The following is a 24,735-nucleotide window of genomic DNA, read 5'->3' as shown; positions in this document are numbered from 1 at the left end:
GTCTCCGCACACCAATGCCGTTTGTTCCGGCGTGCGGGCCACCTGTTGCTCCAATAACGTAACAATCGTTTCAGTGGCAGGCCAGTTAGCAGCGGTGTCATTAAATACGGTGATGATCTTGTTGCTTTCATCGGCAGGTAAGTAATCCAGCTCCTCCATCACGCTTTCCGGATCGGCACATATTGACGCCAGCAGCAGCCGATAATGCTGCATCAGCCGCACCATATCTTCCTTGTTGTAAATATCCGTATTGAACTGGAGAAGCATTTGCAAGCCTGCCGCATCCTCTGTAAATTCAATATTCAAATCCAGCTTCACTGTGCAGGCGCCTATCTCTTCTATCGCTTCACCACTTACCGACCCCGCGATGGCCTTGCGCTTATCATACCTGTTCTGCAGCGTAAACATGATATCAAACACAGGATTACGACTAAGATCACGTCTGAGATGTAAGTCTTCTATCAGCCGGTCGAAAGGGTACATCTGGTGATTGTAGGCCGCGAGCGTTACCTCCCGGACTTTCCCCAGTAAGGTATAAAAGCTGTCTTTTCTGCTAAACCGGGTACGCATCGCCAGCGTATTGACATAGAACCCGATCTGATCTTCCAGGTCCCGGTCTTCCCTGGCTGCAACGGGGCTGCCCATGATAATGTCTTCCTGGCCGGTATAGCGGTACAACAAGGCATTCATGACGCTATACAACCCCATGAATAACGTGGCCTGATGCTGGCGGCATAACGTCAACAGCTTCTCGACAGTTTCCTTAGGGATAACACCTGCCAGTTCAAATCCGTGTTGCGTCATCACCGGTGGGCGCTGACGGGCAGTGGGGACCGTTAATACCGGCAGTTCACCGGAAATCTGTTCCAGCCAGTAGGCACGTATCGTTTTAAAAGTATCTCCTGCCAGTTGATCCTGTTGCCATACTGCATAATCTTTGTACTGAATACGCAGCGGCAGCGAAGGAGGGAGCTGCCCTTTTTCAAAAATGGCATATGCCTCCATGACCTCACGGGCAAGCAATTCCATCGACCAGCCATCGCTGATGATGTGGTGCATATGGTAGTAGAACACATAAAGGTCCGGTTGTACGCGTATTAATCCGGCGCGGAACAAAGGCGCTTTAGCCAGATCAAATGCCGCCGTTGATGATGCCCTGATGTAGGCAGCAGCTTCGCTGAGTGTAGGCATCTCCGTGCCGGCGTCGGTCAGCCTGAACATCAGTTCCCCGGCAGGAATAACGGACTGCCGCAGTTCTCCTGCTTCATTTTCATAAAATACGGTCCGCAATATTTCATGCCGATCGATCACATGCTGTATGGCCTGTTGGAGGCAGGACGGCTCGTAATGTCCTTCCAGCTGTGCATAGCCCGATAAGTGATAAGCCCGGGAGATATTCTCAAACTGACTTAACACCCAGAGACGGCGCTGTCCATACGATACAGGATAGTCTGCCGCAGGTGCAATGGCAGCAATGCGTTTATATTGTTCGGTGGCCTTCCCCTCTATTAACACTGCCTGCTGCCGGATAGTAGGACATTCAAACAATTCTTTCAGCGACAGTTTTACCTCCAGCGACTGGAAATAATAATTCAGCAACTGCATGGCCAACAAGCTATGGCCACCCAAATCAAAGAAAGAATCGGTGGTACCAAAACTACCGGATGGCAATAGTTCCGTCCAGATGCTGTATAGTTGCTTCTCCAGCGCTGTTTGGGGCGCTACTTTCTCTGTTTTTTCCGTCCGGAACATTTCCGGCTGGATAACGGGCAGCGATTTTTTATCGACCTTACCGCTGACCAGCATCGGAAAACTATCCATCACCACAATCACCTCCGGCACCATATAAGATGGCAACCATGCAGCGATTTTTTTCTTCAGCAGATAGGAAAGATCTTCTGTCAGGTAATCCACTTCTACATAAGCAATCAACACAGGATCGTTGCGGAACTCACTCACGCATACCACACAGTTGTTCACCTTTCCCCTTTCAATAATTACCCTTTCCACTTCTTCTGCCTCTATTCTGTATCCCCGGTATTTCAGCTGATTATCTTTCCTGCCTTTGAAAATAATATTCCCGTCAGGCATCAGGATACCGGCATCACCAGTGCGGTACATCTTCTTCCCTTCCTGCAATACGTGAGGAACAAAGCTCCTGGCTGTCTGTTGCGCATCTCCCACATATTCCAGCGCCAGACCGGCGCCGCCGATACAGATCTCTCCTTCTACGCCCAGCGGCTGCAACTGCAAACGGCTGTTTAAGATAAACACCTCACGGTTAGTGATCGGTTTACCAATAGGCATCACACCGGTATCTCTTGTTACCGGATAGTAGGTGGCACACACCGTACTTTCCGTAGGTCCGTAAGTGTTAAACACCTTAATCCCGTCCCGGATCAGGTTATCCACATAATCCATTTTCAACACATCTCCCCCGCTGATCACGATCCTGAGCGATTCCGGCAGGGCCAGCGTATTCAGGTATTTGATCGTTAGCGGGTTAGAGCTTAATATCGTAACGGCTTCCTCTCCGATAAAATCCGCCAGGCCAAAAATATCTTTGCGGTCTTTCCAGATATTCAGGCGCCCGCCTACGCCCAGAATAGGGAATATCTCCTCCACAGAAGTATCGAAACTCACAGACGCCAATTGCACCATGACATCCTCTTCTTTCAGTCGGAAATACTCTTGGAAGGTGCAAACGTAATCCAGCAGCGAACGGTGGGCAATGCTTACCCCTTTGGGCTTCCCGGTTGATCCGGAGGTATAGATGATGTAACATGGCTGATCATCATCAACCGCCACATGCCTGTTATCCCCCTTCGTGATCGCGCTGTCATTCAGCAGGTCTTCAATATAAAGCCGCTTCACTCCTTCCACCTGGCTTCCCGGATTACCTATCTCCTGAGAGGTTAACAGGCAGGCACAGTGGGCATGCTGCAATATGTAACGGATACGCTCTTCGGGGTATTCCGGGTCCAGCGGAATATAGATCAGTCCGGCCATCATGGCGCCCAGCATGCCTGTCACCATTTTCTCGGACCGGGGCAGCAACAGGGCTATCCGCTCTCCGCTCCTAACATCCCTGTTTAAAAGGCCACGCGCAATTTTAGAAGCCCAGTAATTTGTCTCCTGGTAATTGTAACTGCCCGTGTGACAGGCGATGCAGATATTCTCGGGAAACGTCTCCACCACCTGCTTCCACATGTCCAGGAAGCTGTGCTGCGGCCGGTGTTTCACCGGTCCTGCCGACAGCTGTATAATTTTGTTCCGTTCTTCAGCATCCAACAGATCAATGCTGTTCACAGGCTGGTCTTCATAAGACGCCAGTGAGGCGATCATATGCCGGATACTGTTTTTAACGGAGCCGATCGTCTCCTTATCGAAATAGGCTTTGTTATACACAAACCTTACGTCAAATCCTTCATCATGATAGTCTCGCAGATAAATGGCCAGTTTGTCTATCTCTGCATGATTGGAAAGTGCTACTGCGCCGGTTTTCAGACCGCCGAAATCTGAGGTAAAGGAAAAATCTTCGTATGATACCCTGATATCGAACAACGTTCTGTCATGTGGTATCTGCAAATCGCTGATCAGGTTGCCGTATTGATAGCGCTGGTGCCGGAGCGCCTTCGACATCTTGTCTTTTATCGCTTTCACCACAGCGGCGAAAGAATCTTCTTCCTGCAGGGGGAAATTCAGCGCCAGCAGGTTCATAAATACCCCAGCGGTAAAACGATAACGTTTCCTGGTCCTGTTCAGCACCGGTATCCCAAATGTAACCGCCTGCTGTTCTCTGGACCGGCCGAAATATATCAGTAGTATGCCCAGAATAATATTGAATACAGAAACATGATGCCTTTCTGCGGCATCTTCCAGTATTTGTTTTAACTCCCTGGAAAGATAAAGCGTGTCGCTGCCGGCAGTTTCTTCATGTGCCTTTATGCCCGCCGCTCTCTTATGTAATAATTCTGCCGGAAGTTCGCGAAACTCATCCATCCAGAATTTTTTATCATCCTGCGCCGACGGCGACTGATAGTATATTTCATCTTCAGCGGCATATTCACTATAAGCATAGTTCACCTCTTCGTGGTCGCCTGATTGTATGCAGGCATCGTATATTTCAGCGGCCTGGTTCAGCAACAGCTTAAATGAAAATCCATCGCTGATAAGGTGGTGTATTTTTGCATACCAGAAATATTTCTCTTCACTTATTTTTAGCAGGGTAAAATTGTACAGAAAATTATTCTCTACCTGGAAAGCTATACCAAAATCGTTCTGCATCCATTTCTCCGCCTCGCTTTCCGCATCCGGTTCCATCGAAAAATCAATAAATTTTATATTATACTCTCTGCGTTTATCCTGTACCACACATACCAGGTCATAGTTCACCTCCTGAAAGAAGGTGCAGTAAGCTTCCTGGCTATCGATTATTTTTTTTAGGGTAGTGTAAAAGGCATGATAGAGGAACTGCCCTTCCAGGAAGGCATATCCTCCGATATTATACTTTGCAGACCCGGGCGATTTTGCCTGATCTAACCAAATAAGTCGTTGTGAAACCGTGGGTCTGTAAAACATCATAGTCTTTAATAAAGAATAGCTGAGAGAAAATCCGGTTACCTGGGGCTATCTTAAAATGGGCTAAACATATCGTCTTCAAATATCAGTTCCGGTTCCGGGCAATCATGATCCGTCTGGTGGCTATCATCGCTACTGCCGCGCAGAGCAAGGCCGTGATGGAGTTGATAACAATGGCTGCTACCGGCAACAATACAGCGGAGGTGCCGGCATGGTCAGACAGGTTGTGCAGGGAGTGATCTCTGTTCCAGAAAAGCAGCCAGAATAAAAGGCCGGTGATGACTTCCATTACCAGGATATTGATCAGCGGGAACTTTGCCTCTCTGATCCAGGTAACAGATAAAATGCCCAGCAAGCTCCAGGTGGCGATGAGCCACCAGTTACCGGCCAAATAATGCACTACAAAAAGTAAGAATAAAACGGGGAGATATTTGAAGTAGTTCATAATCGGGTGTTTGTAGATCAGTTAGTCAGGTGAATACGTTCAGTGATGGCTTGTAATGCCTCAGGCTTTTTGTTGAACTGCGTTGGATGCAGCTCATTTTTCTTCCAGGAAACAAACTGCTGAAAATAGTTCCTGTCGTTCAGGCGGCCGGTTTGCCCGGTGGCATTCACCATCCATGATTGTATGGCGCCGCCATTGATCTGCACCAGCGTACGTATCACCGGATGTGCGCCATAGTTTACATTAATGGTATTGTCGCTGCCACCCACATCATTGACGTCTACCTGGAAGCCAGGCAGATAGGTCATTTGCTGTACATGAAAAACGTAAGGATTGGCTTTCACCGGCTTGTTCAATACCACAAACAGTGAATCGGCCGTCTTTACTATTTTCTCAAAATAAGCCCTGCTGTCAAGGGAAGCGCCGGCATAAGGCATTTTACTGTCGGCCAGCAGGAAATTCATGAACTGATCAAACCGCAGCGACGATCTGACATGGATGTCTTTGGCTATCTCATTGCTCACTATTCTGGCAGCTCTTCTGAAAAACATGAAGAACACGGATGACTTATTGTCCGGTGATAATACCCCGTCCCAGTTTCTCATCATTTCCCAGTTGTCGGAGAGTTTTTTATCCGGATAGTATTTTTGTAACAGTGTTTTTAATTCATCGGCAGACAGATCTTTTATGTCCAGCTGCATTTCACGCACCTGTTCCCGGTCAAACTTCCGATTGTCGGCCAGCATCTCATTGATCCTCGCGGGCCGGTACAAATCGTCAAACCAACGGGAAGAATAATAATGGTGGCCTGTTTCAGGTGCCTGATTCGCAGAAAACAAATATCCTTTGGAAGGATTATAGGCAGCCGGTAAAGAATCAAAATCGATGTATTGAAAACGGGGAGCAACCGTACCATCCAGCAGCCCGCCGGAATATCCGGCTGGTTTAAGCGGCATTTTTCCTGCACAGATCATTCCGATATTACCTTTCACGTCTGCATAGGCAAAGTTCTGCGAAGGATAATCATAGTGACGGAGCGCCTCCCGGAAGCTATTCCAGTCATGGCATTGCATCAATTTCCAAAACGCGGCCACCGCATCACAGGAGCGGGCCGGATGCCACAACAAAGCATACGCCAGCGAATCCTTTTTCACCAGCGGGCCAAACACGGTATATTGGGTCGTATGGTTTTCATCCTGTCCGTCTTTCACATGGATCACGCTTTTTTTCTCCGTCATGGTTTGCCATTTGCCATCCAGCCAGTACTGATCTGGTTTATCCGGGTTAATTTTCAGGAGATATTGTTCCGTCACGTCCCATCCGCCGTTGGTGATGCCCCAGGCAACGTTTTCGTTGTGTCCTGTTAATATCAGCGGTACGCCGGGTATACTATAGCCATATTCCTGGATACCGGGCCAGGAAAAATGCAGCTCATAAAGAATATTGGGAGATGTTAGTTGAAGGTGCAGGTCGTTGCAGAGGAATACTTCACCGGAAGCAGTATGGCTGCTGTCCATGACCCAGTTATTGCTACCGAGGCTTCTGTTAAATTCCTGTGCGTGATAGTTGTTGGTGCTATTGGCGTGGAAGAGACTTACCACGGCTTTTTCTGTGGGGGAAGCGAGGGGTGTAGCCTTATCACCGGTGATGGCCGCCAGTTTGTTGCCCGGGTCCACGGGATACAGCAGCTGTCTGACGGTGTCTGGTAATTTGTCCAGAATCTCCTGCCGGTTGATATAATCATCATAAAATGCCAGTTGGTAGCTCATGTACCATTGGATCAGGAATATATTGGACGCCTTCCAGGGGTGCGGCGTATAGTGCCAGATAGCATAGAGTGGATCTCTTTTGGTAGCGGGTTCCTGACTGATGTAGTCATTCACACCTCTTTCATATGCTTTGAGATACTGATAGAGATCGGGTTGTGTAGCTTTCAGGCTATCGAGGTAGTGATCTGCTTTAGCGGCAAGATCAAATACCTGCCAGTGTTTGTCTGATGCAATGCCGGGTTCTCCGAGCATAGCCGCCAGTTGACCGGCGGCGGTATGTGCCGTCAGTTCCATCTGAAAATACCTGTCCCTCGCATGCATGTAACCAATGGCATAGGCAGCATCTTCGGCCTTTTCACCATAGATATGCGGGATGCCGAGCGTATCGATGAATATCCGGGCTTCCGCGCCGGTTTTATGCAGCGACAGCTCTTTCCCTGACGAGGTGGATTCAAGCCCCAGAATGCCGTTATAATAACCGGCGATGTTCTGTATCGAGTTCAGTCCCTGGTAATGCATATTGGTGATAAATAACCATGCACCGGTAAAGAGGACCAGTAAAATAATGCCTGCTTTTTTCATGAGATGACAGTATGAGAAGGGATGGTGTTATCTGATGGCCAGGAGATAGGGATAAGCAGAAGTGGTGAGCTTTATCCTGATATTATTCACTTCGTAGAAATCGGCTTTGGCGCCCAGCTGCCCAAGCACTTCTCTCATGGTGAGGGAAGGGTTGACCGCCGCCAGGATCCGGTCGATGAGCGGATCGCTCCCGTCATTGGCCACGGGGTATTTCACCGGGTTAGCTTTCCACTTGTATTTATCGTCGTTGGGATCCAGCACATAATGGTTCATCAGGAAAGCGCTTTTCTTAAATCTTGTTTCCAGGAACTCGTCACATACCTGTTGTTCTGTTTTCCGGGTGATGGTAGCATCTTTCCGCTGGAAATAAAACCAGAGCATGGGCGACGCGTTACACATCAACAGGTTGGCGATCTGCCAGCGGCGGGCGTCTGGGAGGGAATAATATTGTGACTTCAGTAATGGGTCGGTAAATTTCAGGTTCCAGGTGTAGGCGTGGTTCTGGATGTCGAACTGGTTCTGGCAATGGAGCAGGTATTCCAGGTTGCATTCATCCGCCATATTGCCGAAGGATTCAATGGTGTAGCTGTATTCTATCGGCTGTATGAGGCTGTCGGCCATCTCTGCTTCGTGCATATCGAGGTGTGACCGGAGGAAGTCTCCCATCAGGCCTTCGTAGTCAAAGTCGTGCAGGATGCTTTTAATCAGCCGTAGTTCGAGGTCCTGATTGATGGCGGTACCTGAATCATAAAAAGTGCGGACAGCTTTCTGGGAAGCGGTAGTCAGCAGCCGGTGGTAATAATTATACACCATCAGTTCCAGTATCCCGTCTTTTTTCAGTGCTGCCGATATTTTGGCCAGTGTAGCGGCGGGATGGGCATTATGGTGCACCACGCCGGTGCAGATGATATAATCAAACTGTTCTTTATAGTCGATGTCATTGAGGCTTTTTTCTTCCAGCTGCAGGTTTTTAATACCCATTTGCGCCGCGTTTTTCCGGGCTACCTGGATAGACTGCGCTGATATGTCAGTAGCGAATACGTCTGCGTGGGGAAATTTGAGTGCAGTAAATACGGCCTGATTGGTGCCGCATCCGGCGACCCATATTTTGGCCTTTTCTGTCAGGCGGCCGCCTTTCCAGGCGCCAATGTCCTGGTTCACGAATGCGGTGGCGATACCGGGCGGATAAACCGGGAACAGCAGCGGGGGCCAGGGGAAATTATATCTTCCGTAAAACCGCTTGTTCAGCTGGTCCACAGTTTCGACAGATCCGAGGGAGTGCAGATTAAAGAGTTCTGAGCTATTCATAACGCAGGTAAAAGAGGTATCATTATCAATTAGGTCCTATATTGTCATCAGGCTTTCCCGGGGAACGGTGACGTATATATTTCTGCGGAGCAGGTCAACCCTCACCACGAGTTGCCGCTTTTGCTGTAACTCCACTACTTCGCAGGACAGCCCGGCCAGCGGGCCATTGGTGATCACCAGTTGTTGTCCGGCAGTATATGGCTCGTCAGACACCTCTACATCATTCTGACTGTCTGTAATGAGCCGCAGATTATGAATCAGTTTCTCGCTGACAAGGGCGGCCTGCCGGCCGTTTTTCACGTAATACAGGGCGCCGTCCACTTCCAGGCATTCATAGTAGCGTTGTACGTCTGACAGATAAACAAATACATAGGAAGGAAACAGCGGCTCATCTATATACTTCTTTCTGTCGTACCAGATTTTCAGCTTCTTGGTCGTTGGCAGGAAGGACTGGAAGTTGATGTCTGCAAGTCTTGCACATACTTTTTTTTCGTGTTTGGGGGCTGTATAAATCAAATACCAACCGGGCACAAGGTTATTCATATCGGGCTTGCATTTAGATCATAAAAAACTGGAAAACAGGATATTCTGAGTAATAATGATGAACACGAAACAGAGCTGTCGCTAAGGTAACTACCATTACCAGCTAGCTTAACAAACAAATATGTTGTAGAGGAAATAAGAAAACACACAGTGCTCTCAGGACTCCTCTCAATATCTAAATTAAATTCAAAAAGCTGAACGAGGTATAGGAGGAATACTACATTGTATTTCGGTTTTTACGAAAGTGCTATCTGTGGCAAATTATACACAGGAAACTTTTTTCTTCACAAATATCTTTTGATGATTTTTTTATTTACATTGTGATCAGTTACACATTTTATTCTAAATAATCATTAAATTAGGAGCACGAAAACCTCCTCCGGGAGAGAAAAGTATTAACGTCTTCCCTCAGACGAGAAGGCTGTGATCAACGAAAATAGTAAATGCCACGTTGCCGAAGAGGTACATATTTTCTGAGAGCAGTTTATAGGCTTGTATCGTGATACGCCGTCTATAAACATAAAAACTGAAATTTTATCGCAGGCCACTTTTATTCCTGGCTCACCAGTATTTCAGCGCTGGCACCAGGTAATGCAGCTGGAAGCTACAGTTATCCAAAAGGGGCTGTCCGATGATGTTATTGTTTGACTTATCCCGCCCTGTAATAACCCACATGACAGAAATTCACTTGTAAATTTCTGCCTGCCAGGCAATCCAAAACTTATAAATGCCTGTACAGAAATGCTCTTCCCACTATTTTTTGTGATAGCATTTCTGCCGCAATAGCATATAATCCTATTTGATCCCGGGTATACTATTAATACCCCCGATATATATTTTAATTAACGCTGCCCGAAAGCAATCTGCCATGAGAGAAAAAAATGCCAATTTGACAACAACCATCTTGCTGTATTTGGTGGACTTTCCGAGCCCCGGCCCGCCCTGAAAGATGCGCTCCGGAAACGATGCACGCATTACACTGACATATAACACTTAACCCGTAGTATCCAAAGTAACTGAACCGTTACCCAAAAGAGAAATGATTTGATATATGACAGCAAGGATTATCAACATAGCCATTGTTCTGACACAGTCTTTATTCAGAAAAGTCCTCAAGAAATATCTTTCTGAGCAGAAGAATATTAATGTGGTGATCAACGCTTCCAGCGTGATAGAGCTATTGAATAACTTCAAACACTTCCCGGTTGATGTATTATTGATAGACATGTCCGCGGTAACAGCAGATGAGCAGGTGATCAGCCTCCTTAACGACCACCCACAAACGAAAATACTGGCCTATTCAGATATTTTCGATATTCAACTGCTTAATATGCTACCGGTAGAAATACACGGTTGCATTTCCGACACCGATGATCCCGATGACTTGCTGCAGGCTATTACTTCCGTTTCCAACAATGTTATCCACCGGAATAAATTGTATACAGAAATGCTGTATTTAAATCAACAAAACTATTTCAGGAATGGACAACAGAAGTTTAATGTCAACCTCAACGACCGGGAACGAAAAATCATTCAACTGCTATGGGAAGAGAAAAGCAATAAGGAGATTGCAGATCATTTTTTCCTAAGCACCAGGTCTATTGAAAAAATAAGACAGGACCTGAAAGACAAGCTGGAGGTAAAATCCACGGTGGGCATATTCAAATATGCGCTTAGAGAAAAAATTATATAGGCCTCGTTAAAAAATCTCCGTGATCACTTTTCCTGTAGTGCCGCCCGGCATCTGTATATGCAGCAATGCACATACGGTGGCGGCAATATCCGTCATGCCGATACTCCGGTAACTGCTGCCGTGCCTGATCTTCCAGCCGAACCAGATCAGGGGGATATGCGTATCATAAGGATACATCGTGCCATGGGTAGTACCCATGATGCTGCCGTTCTTTACGCCCGGAGCGGGCACTACCATGATATCCCCGCTGCGTTTGGCGTGCCAGCCATTAATATACATATCGTTGAACGGTGCCGGCAGATACCCGTTGTGTATTTCTTCGATACTAACGGCATCGCCTATACCGGGAACGGCTTTCAACTGCGCTTTGATGAACTGCTGCAGACCGGCCAGCGGCACCCCTGCCCTGCTGATAGCGGCGGTATCAAGGTACAACTGCGAACCGGCATCTGATAGTATCGCTTGGGGAATACCCCACTGCTTACTGATGGCCTCGTTTAAAACAGCGGCACGCCCCAGCTTCTCTCCCATCCCCGGCATACGGTGGTCCTGTAGAAACCCCGGTGAGTTGATAGCGCCATGGTCGGCGGTAAGAAATACGAGGTAGTCGTTACCGTAGCGCTGGTCCAGCCAACGAAGGAATTCGCCCAGCTCTTTGTCCAGCCGCAGGTACATATCTTCCATTTCAATAGCGTCCGGACCAAAGCTGTGACCGGCAATATCCGGTGTGGAGAAGCTGAGGGCCAGCATATCCGTAGCGGCGCGGCCAAGATCATATCCCTCAATAGCGGCTTTTGCAAAATCCAGCGTGAGGGTATTGCCCAGCGGAGAATATTTCAGCAGGTCATAGCCTTTGCCCTGGTTGAACCGATGAATGAACACCGGCTTATCTTCCCCGGGAAGGGGTACTTCATAGTGCTTGTCATCAGCCGTGCTGGCGGTATAGGAAGAAACAGGATATAACGTTTTCCACGGCTGTTGGATATATTTCGCGGCACGCTGCTCTTTATTGAAGGCTACCGCCCAGGCAGGCAGGCTATCCATATACCAGGTGCTGCTGATGAAATGCCCGTTGGCATCGTCGTACCAGAAGGCTGCATTGGCACCCTGACCGGCAGGCAATATCGCGGCCCTGTCTTTGAGCGCAATACCCACTACCCTGCTCTGAAAGCCCGTGGCTATACGCAGCTCATCGCCGATAGTAGTGCTCATCAGATGGCGGGGCGACATCCCTCCGGCGACAGGCTTTCCAACGCCGACGGTACTAACAGCGCTATCATACACGCAATACACGGACTTGCCGGATTTTCTGTCGTACCAGTCGTTGCCCACAATCCCGTTCACCGCAGGACCGGTGCCGGTATACACCGCGGCATGTCCGCAAGCGGTAACCGACGGTACATAATTGATCATTGTCTGTTCACAGCTGAAACCCTCGCGGAGCAGGCGTTTGAAACCGGTATTACCATAACGGCCATAATAGCGGTACAGGTAATCCCATCGCATCTGGTCTACCATAATGCCTACCACCAGTTTGGGCCGCTCCAACGGCTGCGCAAAGAGACTGTTGCCGGCAAAAAGCATGGCCAGCAACAGTAATGTATGGGTCTTCATGAAGGTCTGTTTTCTTTGAATTTGTTGCGCTTACCGGCACGCTTCTCCAATATAAAACCGTCGAACAGCTCACCGGTAGCGAGGTACGATTTAAAGTCAAGCCGATGCTGATCGATTGTGACGAGGTGGTACATCTGCAGATGCCCGGTCACGATATCGGCCCATTCCATCTTCTCATATTCATACATCTTCGACCCACTCACAGATACCACATAGGCGGTACCGTAAGGCGCAATCCGCTGCATGCCCCTGCCATAGGCATGGTCATGGCCCTGTAATACTATATCGACCTTATACTTATCGAAAAGCGGCTTAAACCAGGCCTGCACTTTCTCATTGACCCGCCCCTTTTTGGTAGAGAAAACCGGATGATGCATCGTCACCACGGTCCAGGCATACGGATTGGAAGAGAGGGTACGCTCCAGCCACTGCTGCTGCGCCTGTAGCTGGGCCTCCGACGTGGCCTCTTCCATCATCATCGTATTAAGGCTGATGAAACGTACGCCCTGCACATCTGCATAAAATACAGAGCCTTCCAGCGCATCGAGGCCCGTACCGTTTTCCGGAAGCGTAAACTGTTGCTTCCAGTGAACGGACAAATGAGGCTGTCCATCTTCATGGGTATACTCATGATTGCCCGGCGTTACCAGGGAAGGTACGCTGCCATGGATATAGCCACCGGCCTCAAACCATTGCCCCCATTCATCATCGTTGTTAGCGCGGTTGACGAGGTCACCGGCATGTATGATCAGCTGCGCGTCCGGCAACTGCGCATAGGCTTTCCGTATCACACGGCTCCAGAACGGCCGGATACCTACCTGGGCATCACCGAGGTAAATGAAGGAGAGTTTGCCTGTAGCCGCTGCGGTGCGGAACTGCAGCCATTCGCTCCAGCCGTCCTCATTGCCTGCACGATAAGTATACAGCGTGTCCGGCTGCAAACCGGTCAGCGTGAGGCGGTGATAATAGTCCTGCTGCAACGGCGTTGTGGTAGCTGGTACCCGGACAGCCTTTGTGGCGAAGTCGGGACGGGCGTCAGCTTTTGCATATTCCACAAAGCCCGGGGCAGCGGCATTGGTACGCCAGGTAATGGCCGCCATGGTAGACGGGTCTTTCGTAATATTCAAAATCATCCGGTCGGGCATTACGGAGGCAGGATAACTGCTTCCACTCACCAGTGGCGATGCTACGACCGATAGTACCGGCGTTCCCGCCAGTGGCAGCAGCGCACCCGCTTTCATGATACTGCCGAGGAAATTCCGTCTGTCTAATGCTTTCTTTTCCATCCCTGTCTTGTTTATCTGAGGTACCACATTTTTGTATTGATATCATCCGCGCCAAATACGGCAACGGCTGCACGATAATGATCGATGTTCACGTCCTGCTCTGTCATAGGCCACGCATACCTCACCGGGAAAGTCTTCTGGAACGCCATCGGACCTACCACAAAGGCGGGGTAACCGGTACGGCGGAAATCGAACCAGCCTTCTGCGCCGCGGAAAGTCATGGCCAGCCATTTCTGGGAAATCAGCTGTTCCAGCGTACCGTTGTATTTCACGATGGCCTGATCATAGTAATTGCGGCGCTGCGCTTCTGCCTGCACACCGTAATACTCCATGGAAGATTTGATACCGTTGTTATACATGCTTTCAGCCGTATTGCCGGCCATGGTTACTTTGCCGGACTGCATCGCCTCTGCGGTAATGAAACATACTTCTGCATATACCATCAGGCTGGCTTTGAAGGCGGTAGGCTTATTCTGTCTGAAGAAAGCTGACAAAGTGGACTGATGTGATTCGCCTCCGTTATAATCGCCGGGATTCGTATAGGCATGCGGGATACCCACATACTTGTTCTTATCGACGGTAGCGCCGTCCATGCTGGCCACCGGGGCAATCCAGAGTTCCAGCCTTGGGTCGTTCCGGGACATCAAAGCATCCACCAGCTCTTTGCTGGCTTTTGTTTTCAGGAAATCATTGTCGATCATGTTCAGCGGCCCGCCAGCCCAGCTATCATCTTTTTTCACACCGAGGTAAGGCACTTCTGCATTATCAGCATTGCTTTCCATGATGGGATACTCAGCTTTGTTGTTGACGATCTCCTGCATCTCGGTCCAGGCAGGGGCATAGTTTTTAGCACAGCGGAGCAACAGCCGCAGGCGCAGGGAATTAGCGAGCTTACGCCATTTCAGGGCATCACCGGCAAACAGGGCGTCAGCCTTTGTATCGATACCGGCGCCATTATTTTTCAAGTCGGCATTCGCTTCTTTCAGCAAGGCCAGCAGACTTTTGTAAATATCTTCCTGTTTGTCGTAGGCAGGTTTGATATTTCCGTTTTCTACAGACTGTAGCGCTTTTGAATAAGGCACATCGCCGTAGAGGTCCGTCAGGTAGGCCATGTTAAATGCCATCAGTACTTTCCCGGCAGCAACATAAGCAGGCTGTTTGATTTCAGTGGCTTCCTGCTGCATGGTTTTAACGATCATCGCACGTTGGTAGATATCCGACCAGTCCACGGCCGTCCACCGAAACAACTCATAGTCATTATTTCTGATCAGCGTAATGTATCGGCCCAGCGCTGCCGGTCTTCTCGCGAAGCCATTCTCCGCATAAGCATAGGCCGTTTGTGTGATCGCTTCCGTGAGATGGTATTCCGGCCGGGTGACAGCCGGATTGTTAGGATTGGTATTAATATCTTCAAAGTCTTTCGTACAGCCGGTAAAGGTGAGTACGGTCAACAGACCTGTCATTATCTTATATGGTTTCATGATATTTATGGATTAAAAATTGCAACTCAGTTTAGCGCCATAGGATCTTGTTCCGGGCAGTGTCCAGTGGCCTACGCCCTGATACCGCTGACCAGCAAGGCTCATGGTGATCTCCGGATCATAACCGTTACCCGCTGCGGTCCAGGTGTACAGGTTATTACCGATCAGTGAAAGCGACAGGTTGGTGAGGAAAGGAATACGGCGCATCACATTCCGGCCGAAGGCATAAGTGAGCGACACTTCTTTCAGCTTCACATAAGTGGCGCTGTAAGTTTCATTCTCGTAGTACTTCCAGTATTTGTTATCATAGTAGTCGGCGGCGGCAATGATGATATCGTTAGGCTTATAAGTGCCGTTGCCTTTGTCTACCACACCTTCCATGAGCATACCATCGTCGCGTTTAACGCCGTTGGCATCGGTCCAGTTAAGGCCACCATGCGCCGCGTCTCTTCCGCGCAGGGTATTGGTGGTACGGCCGTCCTGGATAAGGCTTTTAGCGACATAGGAGTAATATGAACCGCCCTGTCGCCAGTCGATCAGGAAATTCAGCGTCACATTTTTGTAGTGGAAGTGATTGTTGAATCCCATCATAAAGTCGGGGTTGTAGTTACCGATCTTCACCAGTTCCGGGTCCTGTTGTTGCAGACCGTTGCTGTTCAGCAGCGCCTGTCCTGCATAAGGCCCCTCTTTTACTTTCACCCAGCTTCTGCTGTAGAAGTCACCCATTTTTGTACCTTCTTTGATCAGGTAAACGATATTGCTGCCGTCTGTGCTACCCAGCATATAACTGGTAACAGCGGGTGTCAGGGAGATGACTTTGTTCTGGTTGCGGGTAAAATTGACGTCAGATTTCCAGGTGAGCTTTCCTTTTACCGGAACAGTATTCAAACCTATCTCCCAGCCGCTGTTCTGGATATTACCGGCGTTGATGAGCATATTGCTGGCGCCGGAAGCGATGGTGGTAGGCACCTGGATGATCTGGTTACGGTTGTTGGTTTTATACCAGGTAACGTTGAGGCCTAAACGATCTTTAAAGAAACTCACATCCAGCCCGCCTTCATAGGAAGTGGCAATTTCAGGCTTCAACAGGCTGTTGCGCTGACTGAAACTGATGGTAGCACGTTTGACAGTGCCCCAGTCGGTGTCGAAAGGAACCGTATTGTACAGTTGGTACGGATCGGTATCAGCGCCTACCTGCGACCAGTTGCCCCTTAATTTCAGATAAGAGAGCTGCCGCCATTGGATGTTCAGGATGTCCGACAGGATAGCGCTCACAGATACGGAAGGATAGAAATAGGAGTTGTTGGAGGGAGGCAGCGTGCTGCTCCAGTCGTTTCTGGCAGTGAGGTTCAGGAAAACATAATCGTTATAGCTGATTTCACTCATCCCATAGAGGCTGTTGATACGTTTATGTGTCCTGGACTGGTTGTTGATAACAGAACCGGCGGCGGCGTTGGAGAGGTTATACACACCAGGCATGGTAAGGCTTCCGGCCGACTGCTGATTGGCCTGCTGTTGTTGGTCCATCCGGTTACCGCCCACGGCAACAGAGAATTTAAGGTGGTGGTCCAGTTCCGGTTTGTAGGTAAGCAGGAAGTCGCTGTTCTGTTCCCTGAACTGATTATTCTCCACCACATAAGCGCCTTTAGGATTTCTTTTAGCGCTGAATGGTCGTTTTTGATCTTCCGAAAGCGAGTAGTAGTCGAGGCCTGTGCGCAGCATCAGGCTCAGGTCTTTGCGAAGGTCCAGCTGTAGTTGTACGTTACCGGTGATACGGTTACGGGTATAGCTGTTGGTTTCCTCGTATGCGATAAGATAAGGATTGTCGTCGGTGCTATAGGGGTTATACTGTTGCAGTCCTTCTTTGCCTGGCACCCAGTAATCGCGTAAGGCGTGGATATCCACGTTGGGCGCCAGTTTATAGGTCTGCATGGTCACGCTCTCCGTATAGGCAGAGGGGCGGTTATCGCTGGTGCTGTTCGTATAGGCGATATTGCTGCTGACGTGGATGGCTTTGTGGAGGTGGTAGGTACCGGAGAAGGTCAGGTTGTTACGTTTCATGTCGGTATTGGGAACGATGCCCTGGTTCTGCATGTTAGCGTAGGAGATCCTGAAGTTGCCCGCATCGCTGCTTTTGGATACCGCGATGTTGTTGGTGATTGTCCGGCCGGTGCGGAAGAAGTCCTTTACGCGGTTGGGGTAGGCTTTCCATTCCAGGGGAATGGGTTTACCGTTTTCATCGAGGGGGCTGTTCCACTGCACCAGTTTGCGGCCGGTATTCAGTCGAGGGCCCCACGCGGAAGTGCTGAGGGTATTATCTGTGCCTGCCCAGTCGCCGCTGCCAAATTCGTTCTGAAAATCGGGGAACATCCAGGCCTTGTCGAACATGGCGGTGGAGTTGAAGCTAACGCCCAGTCCCTTTTTGGCGGCGCCTGATTTGGTGGTGATGAGGATCACGCCGGAGCCGGCGCGGCTGCCGTACAGTGCGGCGGCGCTGGCGCCTTTCAGCACGGTGATGCTGGCAATATCATCGGCGCTGATATCACTGATAGGGCTGCCATAGTCGATGGTCTGTTTGCCGTCTACCGCCTGTGCAGGGTTCTGAATGGCGGGAGCTACCGGCACCCCGTCAATAACATATAATGGCTGATTGTCTTTGCTGATAGAGGATTGTCCGCGTATGGTGACCATCACGCTGGAACCCGGATCGGAGCCGGTGCTGCGAATGCTCACACCCGGCACGCGTGCCGCGAGGCTGTTCATTACGTTGGGCTGTGGCACATCGCTGACATCTTTGGAAGATAGCTGGGAGATGGAATAGCCTACGTTACGCTCCGCTTTTTTGATGCCGAGGGCGGTCACCACCACTTCACCGAGTGCTTTGGTGGAAGGCGGCGGCAATTCGCCGGCAGGAGCTACGGCAGGCGTGTCCTGCTTTTTTGCCGGCGGCGCCACGCTCAGGATGGCATAGTTGTTAACGATGCGGCATTGTATAGATACATCGGCAGCCAGCCAGCCGAGCGCTTCTTTCAGCGTAGCGGTGCTTTTACGGACATGCACGTTGCGTGACAGCAGGGCATTGACTTCCTCATCGAATGTTACCTGCAGTTGTTGCTGGCTTTTCATCTGCTGAATTAACTGCCTTACCGTCAGCGTGCTGCTGCTGAAATTCAGCGGGCGGTCCTGCTGCGCCAACAGCCGGACACTGACCGACAAGAGAAAAAACAGCATCAGGACCCGATGCAGTAAAAATGTTTTCATTATTTTACAATTGATTTAGTGCAGGTGGTTTAAGCCTGCATGTCAGGTTACTTGGCTGATAAACCAGTCAGTTGCTATGGTAAGCGCCCCGTTGCACCGGGGCGTTTAACTTTTTTAGTAGATCACCATCGTATCTTTTTCCTGCCGGTACCGGAACCCGGCTGTCTGCGACAGTATCTCCATCACGGCAGACAGCGGCAGCTGCCGGAACTCAGCGGTCACACGCTTTTGCAGCAGTTCTTCTCTTTTGATACGGATCGGCGTTTTATACCATTGCTGCAGATCAGCGCATACCGTATGTAGTTGTTCCTGGTCGAAGGAGAGTTTGCCGGCGGTCCATGCTGTCACCACCTCCGCCTCGACGTTAGTGAGCCGGAAGCTGCCAGCCTGTTTATCTATCACCGCCTGCTGATTCGGTTGAAGCTCCGTCAGCCGCTGGCCGTGATTGCCCAGCAGTCGCACCTTTCCGGAGATCAGCGTAACGGCCAGCATGTGCCGGTCATCTATCTCAAAGGAGGTACCCAGTACCTGTGTGGTGTATTTTCCGGTATTGACAAAAAATGGTCGTTGAGCCGTTCCCGTAACCTGAAAGAAAGCGCGGCCGGAGAGGCGCACTTCCCGAAGGGGTGAATTAAATTCCATATGGTAGCTAACAGATGAACCGGGGAAGATCGTCACCTGAGAGCCATCGGGCAATTGCAGCTGATGAGGCGCTCCGGGCGCTGCGGTAACGGTTTTCCACGCGTGCGCGACTTCCTGCCGTTTCGGTTTTAAAAATAGCCAGCCCGCCACCGCAACGAGCAATAACAAGGTGGCTGCTGCCGCCAGCTGCGGATACATTTTCCGGTGTGGGACGCTGATACCGGCCAGTCGGCGGAACCGCCGCCAATCGCCATCTGCGGCTTCATCGGAGGCGGCATCGCTGGTATTGTTCCAGGCGGCTTCCATACATGCCTGTATAAACGCAGCGTCTTTACCGCTGCCGATATAGGCTTCGATGTCCGCCTTCACAGCGGGATCGGAAATTTTACCTTCAAAGTAGCTGGTCAGCAGGAGGCTGTCCGGTTGAAAATCTGCCATAGTGATCGATTCATCCATAAGGACGACGATCGATGGCCGGTCAAACTATTGGGGACGATGGAATTAATATTCAGTTAACATTGGCAGGAACATCGCCGCTGCCAACAGGAGGAAATCGGCGTAGTCATGCAGTTCTCTCCTGATGAACTTCAGCGAGGCAGCTATATGGTTCTGCACTGTAAAGATGGAAACGTTCAGTCGTTCGGCTATTTCCGCATAACTCATGCCGCGCTCCCGGTTAAGGATAAACGCTTCGCGCCGGCGGGGAGGAAGCTTATCGAGGCAGGCCCGGTAGCGGGACAGCAATTCGCGGTAGCCGAGCGTTTCGGTAATATTTTCGGTGGCAGGCGCCTCTTCTTCGCGGGCACTGAGTGTCATCACGGTCTTTTTACGACGCAACATGCTAACGGTTTCGTGCCGCATCATGGTAAAAAGATAACTATTAAAATCATTCAGGGTGGCGATCCTGGATTTCTGCTGCCATACTTTCAGCATCACATTCATGGCAAGCTCCTCGCTGATGGCAGCATCTTCGGTATAGTTCATGGTATAGCGCTTCAGCCGGGGGAAATAATATTCAAAGAGTGGTTTGAATTGCAGGTCATTTCCGGCCAGCCAGTCGTGCAACAGTATTGGAATCTGCGTGGCGTCTTCCATCAGGTAACTCAGTTTGGACGAGCGCAAAAATAACAGTGGAATATTAAGGGATTATTAACTCGTCTTTGTTTAACTTGCCGCATTAAAACCTATACCCATAAAAAATGGACGCTAACCCGATGCCCAGAGGCAGAATCGATTTCCGGTTAATCATCATCTCCGCTTTTATCAGTATACTATATACCCTGTTGATCTCGGCTTTGTTCTCTGTTATGCAACAGGACATCAACGGCGATATGGGCCAACGCATGCCTAAAAGTTTGATAGAACGTTTCTGTCTGGCCATACTATTGGCGCCTCCACTGGAAACTTTAATTTGTCAGGCCCTTCCCTACGCGGTCGTCAGCATCTTCAGAGATCGATTACAACAGTGGTTCCAACACGTCTATATCATTACCGCAGCGTTATTTTTTGCTTTCGGCCACACTTATTCCAGTGGTTATGTCCTGGCGATGTATGTCCCTGGCATTGTGCTGGCCTACAGTTATAGCCGCTCCAAAGACCAAAACAGGCCTGCTTTTGTTACCACCATGCTGGTACATCTGTTGCACAACGGCATCGCCCTGCTATGGAATTATTACCTGACGGGGGTATAACTACCGGCTTATTTTTATTATCTTTACCAGATACAGATATATACTATGCAGCACCGTTTCTCTTCCAATACGCCTCCGCCGGTAGCCTAAGGCTGAATAACCGGATTCTACATCAATATTCCTGTCTGCGACAGGAACAGATTTTTATATGTTTTAATGTCAGTATTCAGGGTTGTTTAGCCTCAACTTAGTTGATGGTTATTATTTGTTTTTATTCAGACAATCTTGAAATGAAAAATTTTAAATATTCGTTCATGGTCCTTTTAGGCGGGATCATGTATGGAACGATGTCTTCGTTCGTAAAACTATCCTATGCATCGGGCTATCATGCCGCAGAGGTATCGTTCTCCTTATCGCTCTCGTCGGCCGTGCTGCTGGGGGCTGTACTGTTACTGACCACCGGAAAAGCCGGCGGGAGGAGGCTCACCGGCAAAGAGCTGTTATCGCTGCTGATCGTAGGGGGCACCATCGGACTGACGAACTTCCTGTATTACCAGTCAGTAAGCTATATCTCCGCCTCGCTGGCCATCGTGATCCTGATGCAGTTCACCTGGTTCAGTTTATTGCTGGAATGGCTAATTTTCCGGCAGCGGCCGGGTAAACCGGAGCTGGTAACGATTCTCTTCATCCTGGTGGGAACGGTGATGGCAGGTAATCTGCTGCAGGCAGGCGCCTTGTCGTTCTCCTGGAAGGGAATAGCGCTGGCGTTGGCCTCCTCTTTCACTTATGCGGTGTATATTGTAGCCAACAGCCGGGTAGGCAAAGGCGTGAAATGGCAGTCGAAAAGCACGCTGATCATGGTCGGTTCCACATTGGCCATTTTCATCATCAATGCGCAGACGATCGTGGCAGACAATCATTTCAGCGAGGCGTTCCTGTTATGGGCCGTATTCCTGGCCGTAGTAGGGACCACCATCCCGACAGCGCTTTTTGCCGCCGGCATTCCTAAAATCGGGGCCAGCACCAGTGCCATCCTGATGACCATAGAATTTCCGGTTGCCGTTTTATGTGCCTATCTTGTTCTGGACGAAGCCGTCAGCCCCGTACAGATAGCGGGCATTATCGTGATGCTGGCCGCTATATCGGCGATGAACTATTATAAATCGTTAAAGACAAAAAAAGAAAGCTGAATCATGTTTTATATCAGTGAAGTAAAGCATACACCGCCGGCCGTATTTAAGACGCCGTTGCAGGAAATGGTGTATACGCTGTTGCAGGAAAAACAGGTGCCGTTTGAGCGGGTAGACAATGACGACGCCATTTCCATGGAAGACTGTATCCTGATCGACCGGGCGCTGAACATGAAAACAGTGAAGACACTGTTTCTGTGCAACCGCCAGCAGACTAATTTCTACCTGTTCGTCACCACGGCCGACAAACCTTTTATCACGAAAGATTTAAGCCGTGTAATGGGTATATCCCGGGTATCATTTGCACCGGTAGCGCTATTGGACAACATGCTGGGCACCACCGTGGGAGCTACCACTATCTTCGGCGTGATGCTCGACAAAGACAACAAAGTGCAGGTCGTGATTGATAAGGACGTACTTTCAGAAACGTGGTATGGTTGCAGCGACGGCACCACCACGAGTTATATGAAGATCAGCAGAGACTGGATCATGAATGATTTTCTGACGCTTACGCACCATACGCCGAAAATCATCGAGATATAAGCAGTTACACAAAAGGTTGTAAGGTAAAACTTACAACCTTTTGTATATACCTAGCGGATATTTTCTACTTTATTACTGCGCGTATTATAGATGTCCATGCCATGAAGTAACTTTAATCTGTCATGACCGGTGAGATAAGTCAGCTCCCCTTTTTCATCACGGCTTTCACGGAATTTAGACACTACATACCCTTCCTTCGCCGATAATTTCCTGAATGCACCGGCATGATCGTTTCTGACAAAGTAAGCGTTGTTGCCGTGGCTATTACTACCGATAAAAGTATATCCTTTTTCTTCGCCCAAATCTACCAGAGAGGTAATGGAAGCACCGAAGTAAAGATTACTGTAATGCGCATCCGTGCGGTAGAAGGAATCTTTGTAAGGCGTTACCCAGGGCATCTCATCACCAAATACGCTGTTGTACTCCATGATAACAATCACAGGATTTACGGTATCAATGGCCTTCCAGATCCAGTAATCGTTTCCATCCACGTCGATATGCAGCAATCCAATTTCTCCGGCAAAACCATTTTCTTTAATGGTACGATTGATATTCTCCGCCGTCACAAATGAATGTACGGCCGTCAGTTCATATTTCCAGTAAAACTCCTGTCGTTTTACATGTTCGATGTTGGAAGCGGAGCCATCGAGGATCAACCCGCTCCAGTTATTGTTCATCAACAGAAACCGGGTATTGGCCTCTGTATAATTCTCAACACCGAATTCAATAAATACTTTATTCGGAATATTTAGCTGCTCTACCAGAAATTGAATAATGCCATCATCATTCCATTGGGAAAACACTTTATACTCGGCAAGTTGAATGTCGTTAAATATCTGCGCTTTGTTCGCGGAATTGATATGATTTAGCGCTTTCGCCTGTAAAAACAGCTGAGCGGTAGTGGAAAGGTCTGTTGAGAATGACCTTTGATTAACTGTATGCAATCTCTGATTAATATCAGCTAACCACGATAAGACTTTCTTCATGCCGAAGAGCATAGGTTTTCAATTTTTAAGGAAAAAAATTAAGGTGGCTAAAGTTAATCATAAAACTGCTAAATCAGCGCATTAATTCCCCGATCTCCACGTGTCACTATAATTATCTAGCGAGCTACAAAACGACACCTACAGTGTTTGGAAACTGGCTATCTGTTTTAATACTGTTGCCGTCCAATCGTTATCGCGTTCAGCCACAATAATAGTGTTGAACTGGTGCCGCGTTCCTTCGATAGCCACTCCGGGGGAATCATCGATATGTACATCAATGTTAAATGCCGGCGGATATTTTGAAATGCTGCCAGCTGTTTTACCCAGCATTTTATCATGAAGACTTTTATTGATGACCTTATCGAGTCTGACACCATAGCTGAGAAACAGTCTTCTTACATAAGCCGGCGATCTGTAGGAGGTGGTGTACACATACAAGCGGTGGTGGTCCTGCCGCAGCCGTTTCATCAGCCGGACAGTGCCTTCTCTTATACATTCGCGGCTGACAATCCGCTGCCATATTGATTTCTGTTCTACCGGAAACTGTTTCATTCCGGGTATTAAAGTATCATCCAGGTCAAAGGAAATAATCACCAGTACAATTATTTTTTTGCGGAACGCTGTATAAAATCGGGATGTTCAAAAAACTCGAATCCCAGGTAGCCTTTTCTGATGTCCATTATTACACTGTCAACCGGTGGTGTGACCAGGTCCTCTTTTTCGACGATCCTTTTTCTGAGGCCATGCTTCTCTATTTTTACCCAGTAGTAGAAACCGCTGTCATCCCGGCTCGTCCCCTGTTTCACCACTGGTAGCGTCTCTTTTACCGCGGCGCCGACAGGGAAAAAGAAATTAGTACTCAGCAATAGGGCAGGCGGAATCCATGATAACAGCACCAGCATGATTAACACATGAAAAGAAGTAACATCGTTGCCATCAAAAAAACGGGTGAGCCACTTGCGGCATTTTCGGGCTGCCCACCATGCGAGGGGGATGCCTGCGAACAGAAACAATGCCAAAGGAAATATAAACGATATAAACGTAAAACCACAAATCACCCATTGCAAGGTATGTATCGTCAAGAATATAATGACCAATACAAGCGCCAGTATCCCTTTCAGGACATTTTTCAAAGTAGTTCTCTTCTTCTTTTCCACAGCTATAGGCAACGATTCGTTCA

18 protein-coding genes are annotated in these 24,735 nt (G+C 49.0%); 4 read left to right on the top strand and 14 right to left on the bottom strand.

The features are described from left to right. The 5 genes from ICL55_RS28830 to ICL55_RS28810 form a co-directional block, all read right to left on the bottom strand. On the bottom strand, positions 1 to 4,584 hold a 4,584-nt coding region (locus tag ICL55_RS28830; RefSeq protein ID WP_188104197.1), incomplete at its 3' end, for a non-ribosomal peptide synthetase. A gap of 82 nt (positions 4,585 to 4,666) precedes the next feature. Continuing rightward, complete coding sequence (locus tag ICL55_RS28825) at positions 4,667 to 5,026, bottom strand: hypothetical protein (RefSeq protein ID WP_188104194.1); 360 nt, start codon at positions 5,024 to 5,026, stop codon at positions 4,667 to 4,669. Positions 5,027 to 5,043: 17 nt separating this feature from the next. Next, on the bottom strand, positions 5,044 to 7,377 hold the full coding sequence (locus ICL55_RS28820) for a penicillin acylase family protein (protein WP_188104191.1): 2,334 nt from the start codon (positions 7,375 to 7,377) through the stop codon (positions 5,044 to 5,046). A gap of 27 nt (positions 7,378 to 7,404) precedes the next feature. Then, positions 7,405 to 8,685, bottom strand: a complete 1,281-nt coding sequence (locus ICL55_RS28815) for a class I SAM-dependent methyltransferase (protein WP_188104189.1) — start codon at positions 8,683 to 8,685, stop codon at positions 7,405 to 7,407. Positions 8,686 to 8,721: 36 nt separating this feature from the next. Further along, the gene (locus ICL55_RS28810) at positions 8,722 to 9,228 is read right to left on the bottom strand and encodes a UpxY family transcription antiterminator (protein WP_188104186.1); all 507 of its coding nucleotides are present in this window, start codon (positions 9,226 to 9,228) and stop codon (positions 8,722 to 8,724) included. 1,051 nt (positions 9,229 to 10,279) lie between these two features. Between ICL55_RS28810 and ICL55_RS28805 the strand changes: the two genes are divergently transcribed. Beyond that, the gene (locus tag ICL55_RS28805) at positions 10,280 to 10,921 is read left to right on the top strand and encodes a response regulator transcription factor (RefSeq protein ID WP_188104184.1); all 642 of its coding nucleotides are present in this window, start codon (positions 10,280 to 10,282) and stop codon (positions 10,919 to 10,921) included. Positions 10,922 to 10,927: 6 nt separating this feature from the next. Here ICL55_RS28805 and pafA read toward each other — a convergent pair whose 3' ends face one another. The 6 genes from pafA to ICL55_RS28775 form a co-directional block, all read right to left on the bottom strand. Next, a complete protein-coding gene (gene pafA / locus ICL55_RS28800; protein WP_188104182.1) occupies positions 10,928 to 12,535 on the bottom strand; it encodes an alkaline phosphatase PafA in 1,608 nt (535 codons plus the stop codon). Beyond that, positions 12,532 to 13,821, bottom strand: coding sequence for a purple acid phosphatase family protein (locus ICL55_RS28795; protein WP_188104180.1), 1,290 nt, complete (start codon positions 13,819 to 13,821; stop codon positions 12,532 to 12,534). Before ICL55_RS28795 ends, pafA begins: the two co-directional genes overlap by 4 nt. Before the next feature lie 11 nt (positions 13,822 to 13,832). Continuing rightward, positions 13,833 to 15,302, bottom strand: coding sequence for a SusD/RagB family nutrient-binding outer membrane lipoprotein (locus tag ICL55_RS28790; protein WP_188104178.1), 1,470 nt, complete (start codon positions 15,300 to 15,302; stop codon positions 13,833 to 13,835). A 12-nt stretch (positions 15,303 to 15,314) separates the two neighbouring features. Next, a complete protein-coding gene (locus tag ICL55_RS28785) occupies positions 15,315 to 18,563 on the bottom strand; it encodes a SusC/RagA family TonB-linked outer membrane protein (RefSeq protein ID WP_246496658.1) in 3,249 nt (1,082 codons plus the stop codon). A gap of 114 nt (positions 18,564 to 18,677) precedes the next feature. Then, positions 18,678 to 19,643 carry a FecR family protein gene (locus ICL55_RS28780; protein ID WP_188104176.1) on the bottom strand — a complete coding sequence of 322 codons (966 nt, stop codon included), beginning with the start codon at positions 19,641 to 19,643 and terminating at the stop codon, positions 18,678 to 18,680. 63 nt (positions 19,644 to 19,706) lie between these two features. Next, positions 19,707 to 20,327 carry an RNA polymerase sigma-70 factor gene (locus tag ICL55_RS28775; protein WP_188104173.1) on the bottom strand — a complete coding sequence of 207 codons (621 nt, stop codon included), beginning with the start codon at positions 20,325 to 20,327 and terminating at the stop codon, positions 19,707 to 19,709. 77 nt (positions 20,328 to 20,404) lie between these two features. On the opposite strand from ICL55_RS28775, the gene ICL55_RS28770 reads away from it, so the two are divergent. The 3 genes from ICL55_RS28770 (at position 20,405) to ICL55_RS28760 (ending at position 22,569) form a co-directional block, all read left to right on the top strand. Continuing rightward, positions 20,405 to 20,896: a CPBP family glutamic-type intramembrane protease gene (locus ICL55_RS28770; RefSeq protein ID WP_188104172.1), complete on the top strand. Its 492-nt coding sequence runs from the start codon at positions 20,405 to 20,407 to the stop codon at positions 20,894 to 20,896. A gap of 254 nt (positions 20,897 to 21,150) precedes the next feature. Then, the gene (locus ICL55_RS28765; protein ID WP_246496656.1) at positions 21,151 to 22,026 is read left to right on the top strand and encodes an EamA family transporter; all 876 of its coding nucleotides are present in this window, start codon (positions 21,151 to 21,153) and stop codon (positions 22,024 to 22,026) included. A 3-nt stretch (positions 22,027 to 22,029) separates the two neighbouring features. Continuing rightward, positions 22,030 to 22,569 carry a prolyl-tRNA synthetase associated domain-containing protein gene (locus ICL55_RS28760; RefSeq protein WP_188104168.1) on the top strand — a complete coding sequence of 180 codons (540 nt, stop codon included), beginning with the start codon at positions 22,030 to 22,032 and terminating at the stop codon, positions 22,567 to 22,569. Positions 22,570 to 22,619: 50 nt separating this feature from the next. On the opposite strand, the gene ICL55_RS28755 is transcribed toward ICL55_RS28760, so the two are convergent. The 3 genes from ICL55_RS28755 to ICL55_RS28745 all read right to left on the bottom strand — a co-directional run bounded on the left by ICL55_RS28755 (position 22,620) and on the right by ICL55_RS28745 (position 24,712). Continuing rightward, positions 22,620 to 23,555, bottom strand: coding sequence for a hypothetical protein (locus tag ICL55_RS28755; protein ID WP_223151632.1), 936 nt, complete (start codon positions 23,553 to 23,555; stop codon positions 22,620 to 22,622). 138 nt (positions 23,556 to 23,693) lie between these two features. Further along, a complete protein-coding gene (locus tag ICL55_RS28750; RefSeq protein ID WP_223151631.1) occupies positions 23,694 to 24,107 on the bottom strand; it encodes a hypothetical protein in 414 nt (137 codons plus the stop codon). 50 nt (positions 24,108 to 24,157) lie between these two features. After that, complete coding sequence (locus ICL55_RS28745) at positions 24,158 to 24,712, bottom strand: hypothetical protein (RefSeq protein ID WP_188104161.1); 555 nt, start codon at positions 24,710 to 24,712, stop codon at positions 24,158 to 24,160. Positions 24,713 to 24,735: the final 23 nt, after the last annotated feature.

It is taken from the genome of Chitinophaga varians, from assembly GCF_014529945.1.
Taxonomy (GTDB): domain Bacteria; phylum Bacteroidota; class Bacteroidia; order Chitinophagales; family Chitinophagaceae; genus Chitinophaga; species Chitinophaga varians.
Note: the sequence above shows the minus strand (reverse complement) of the source record. Positions and strands in the feature narration are given on the sequence as shown.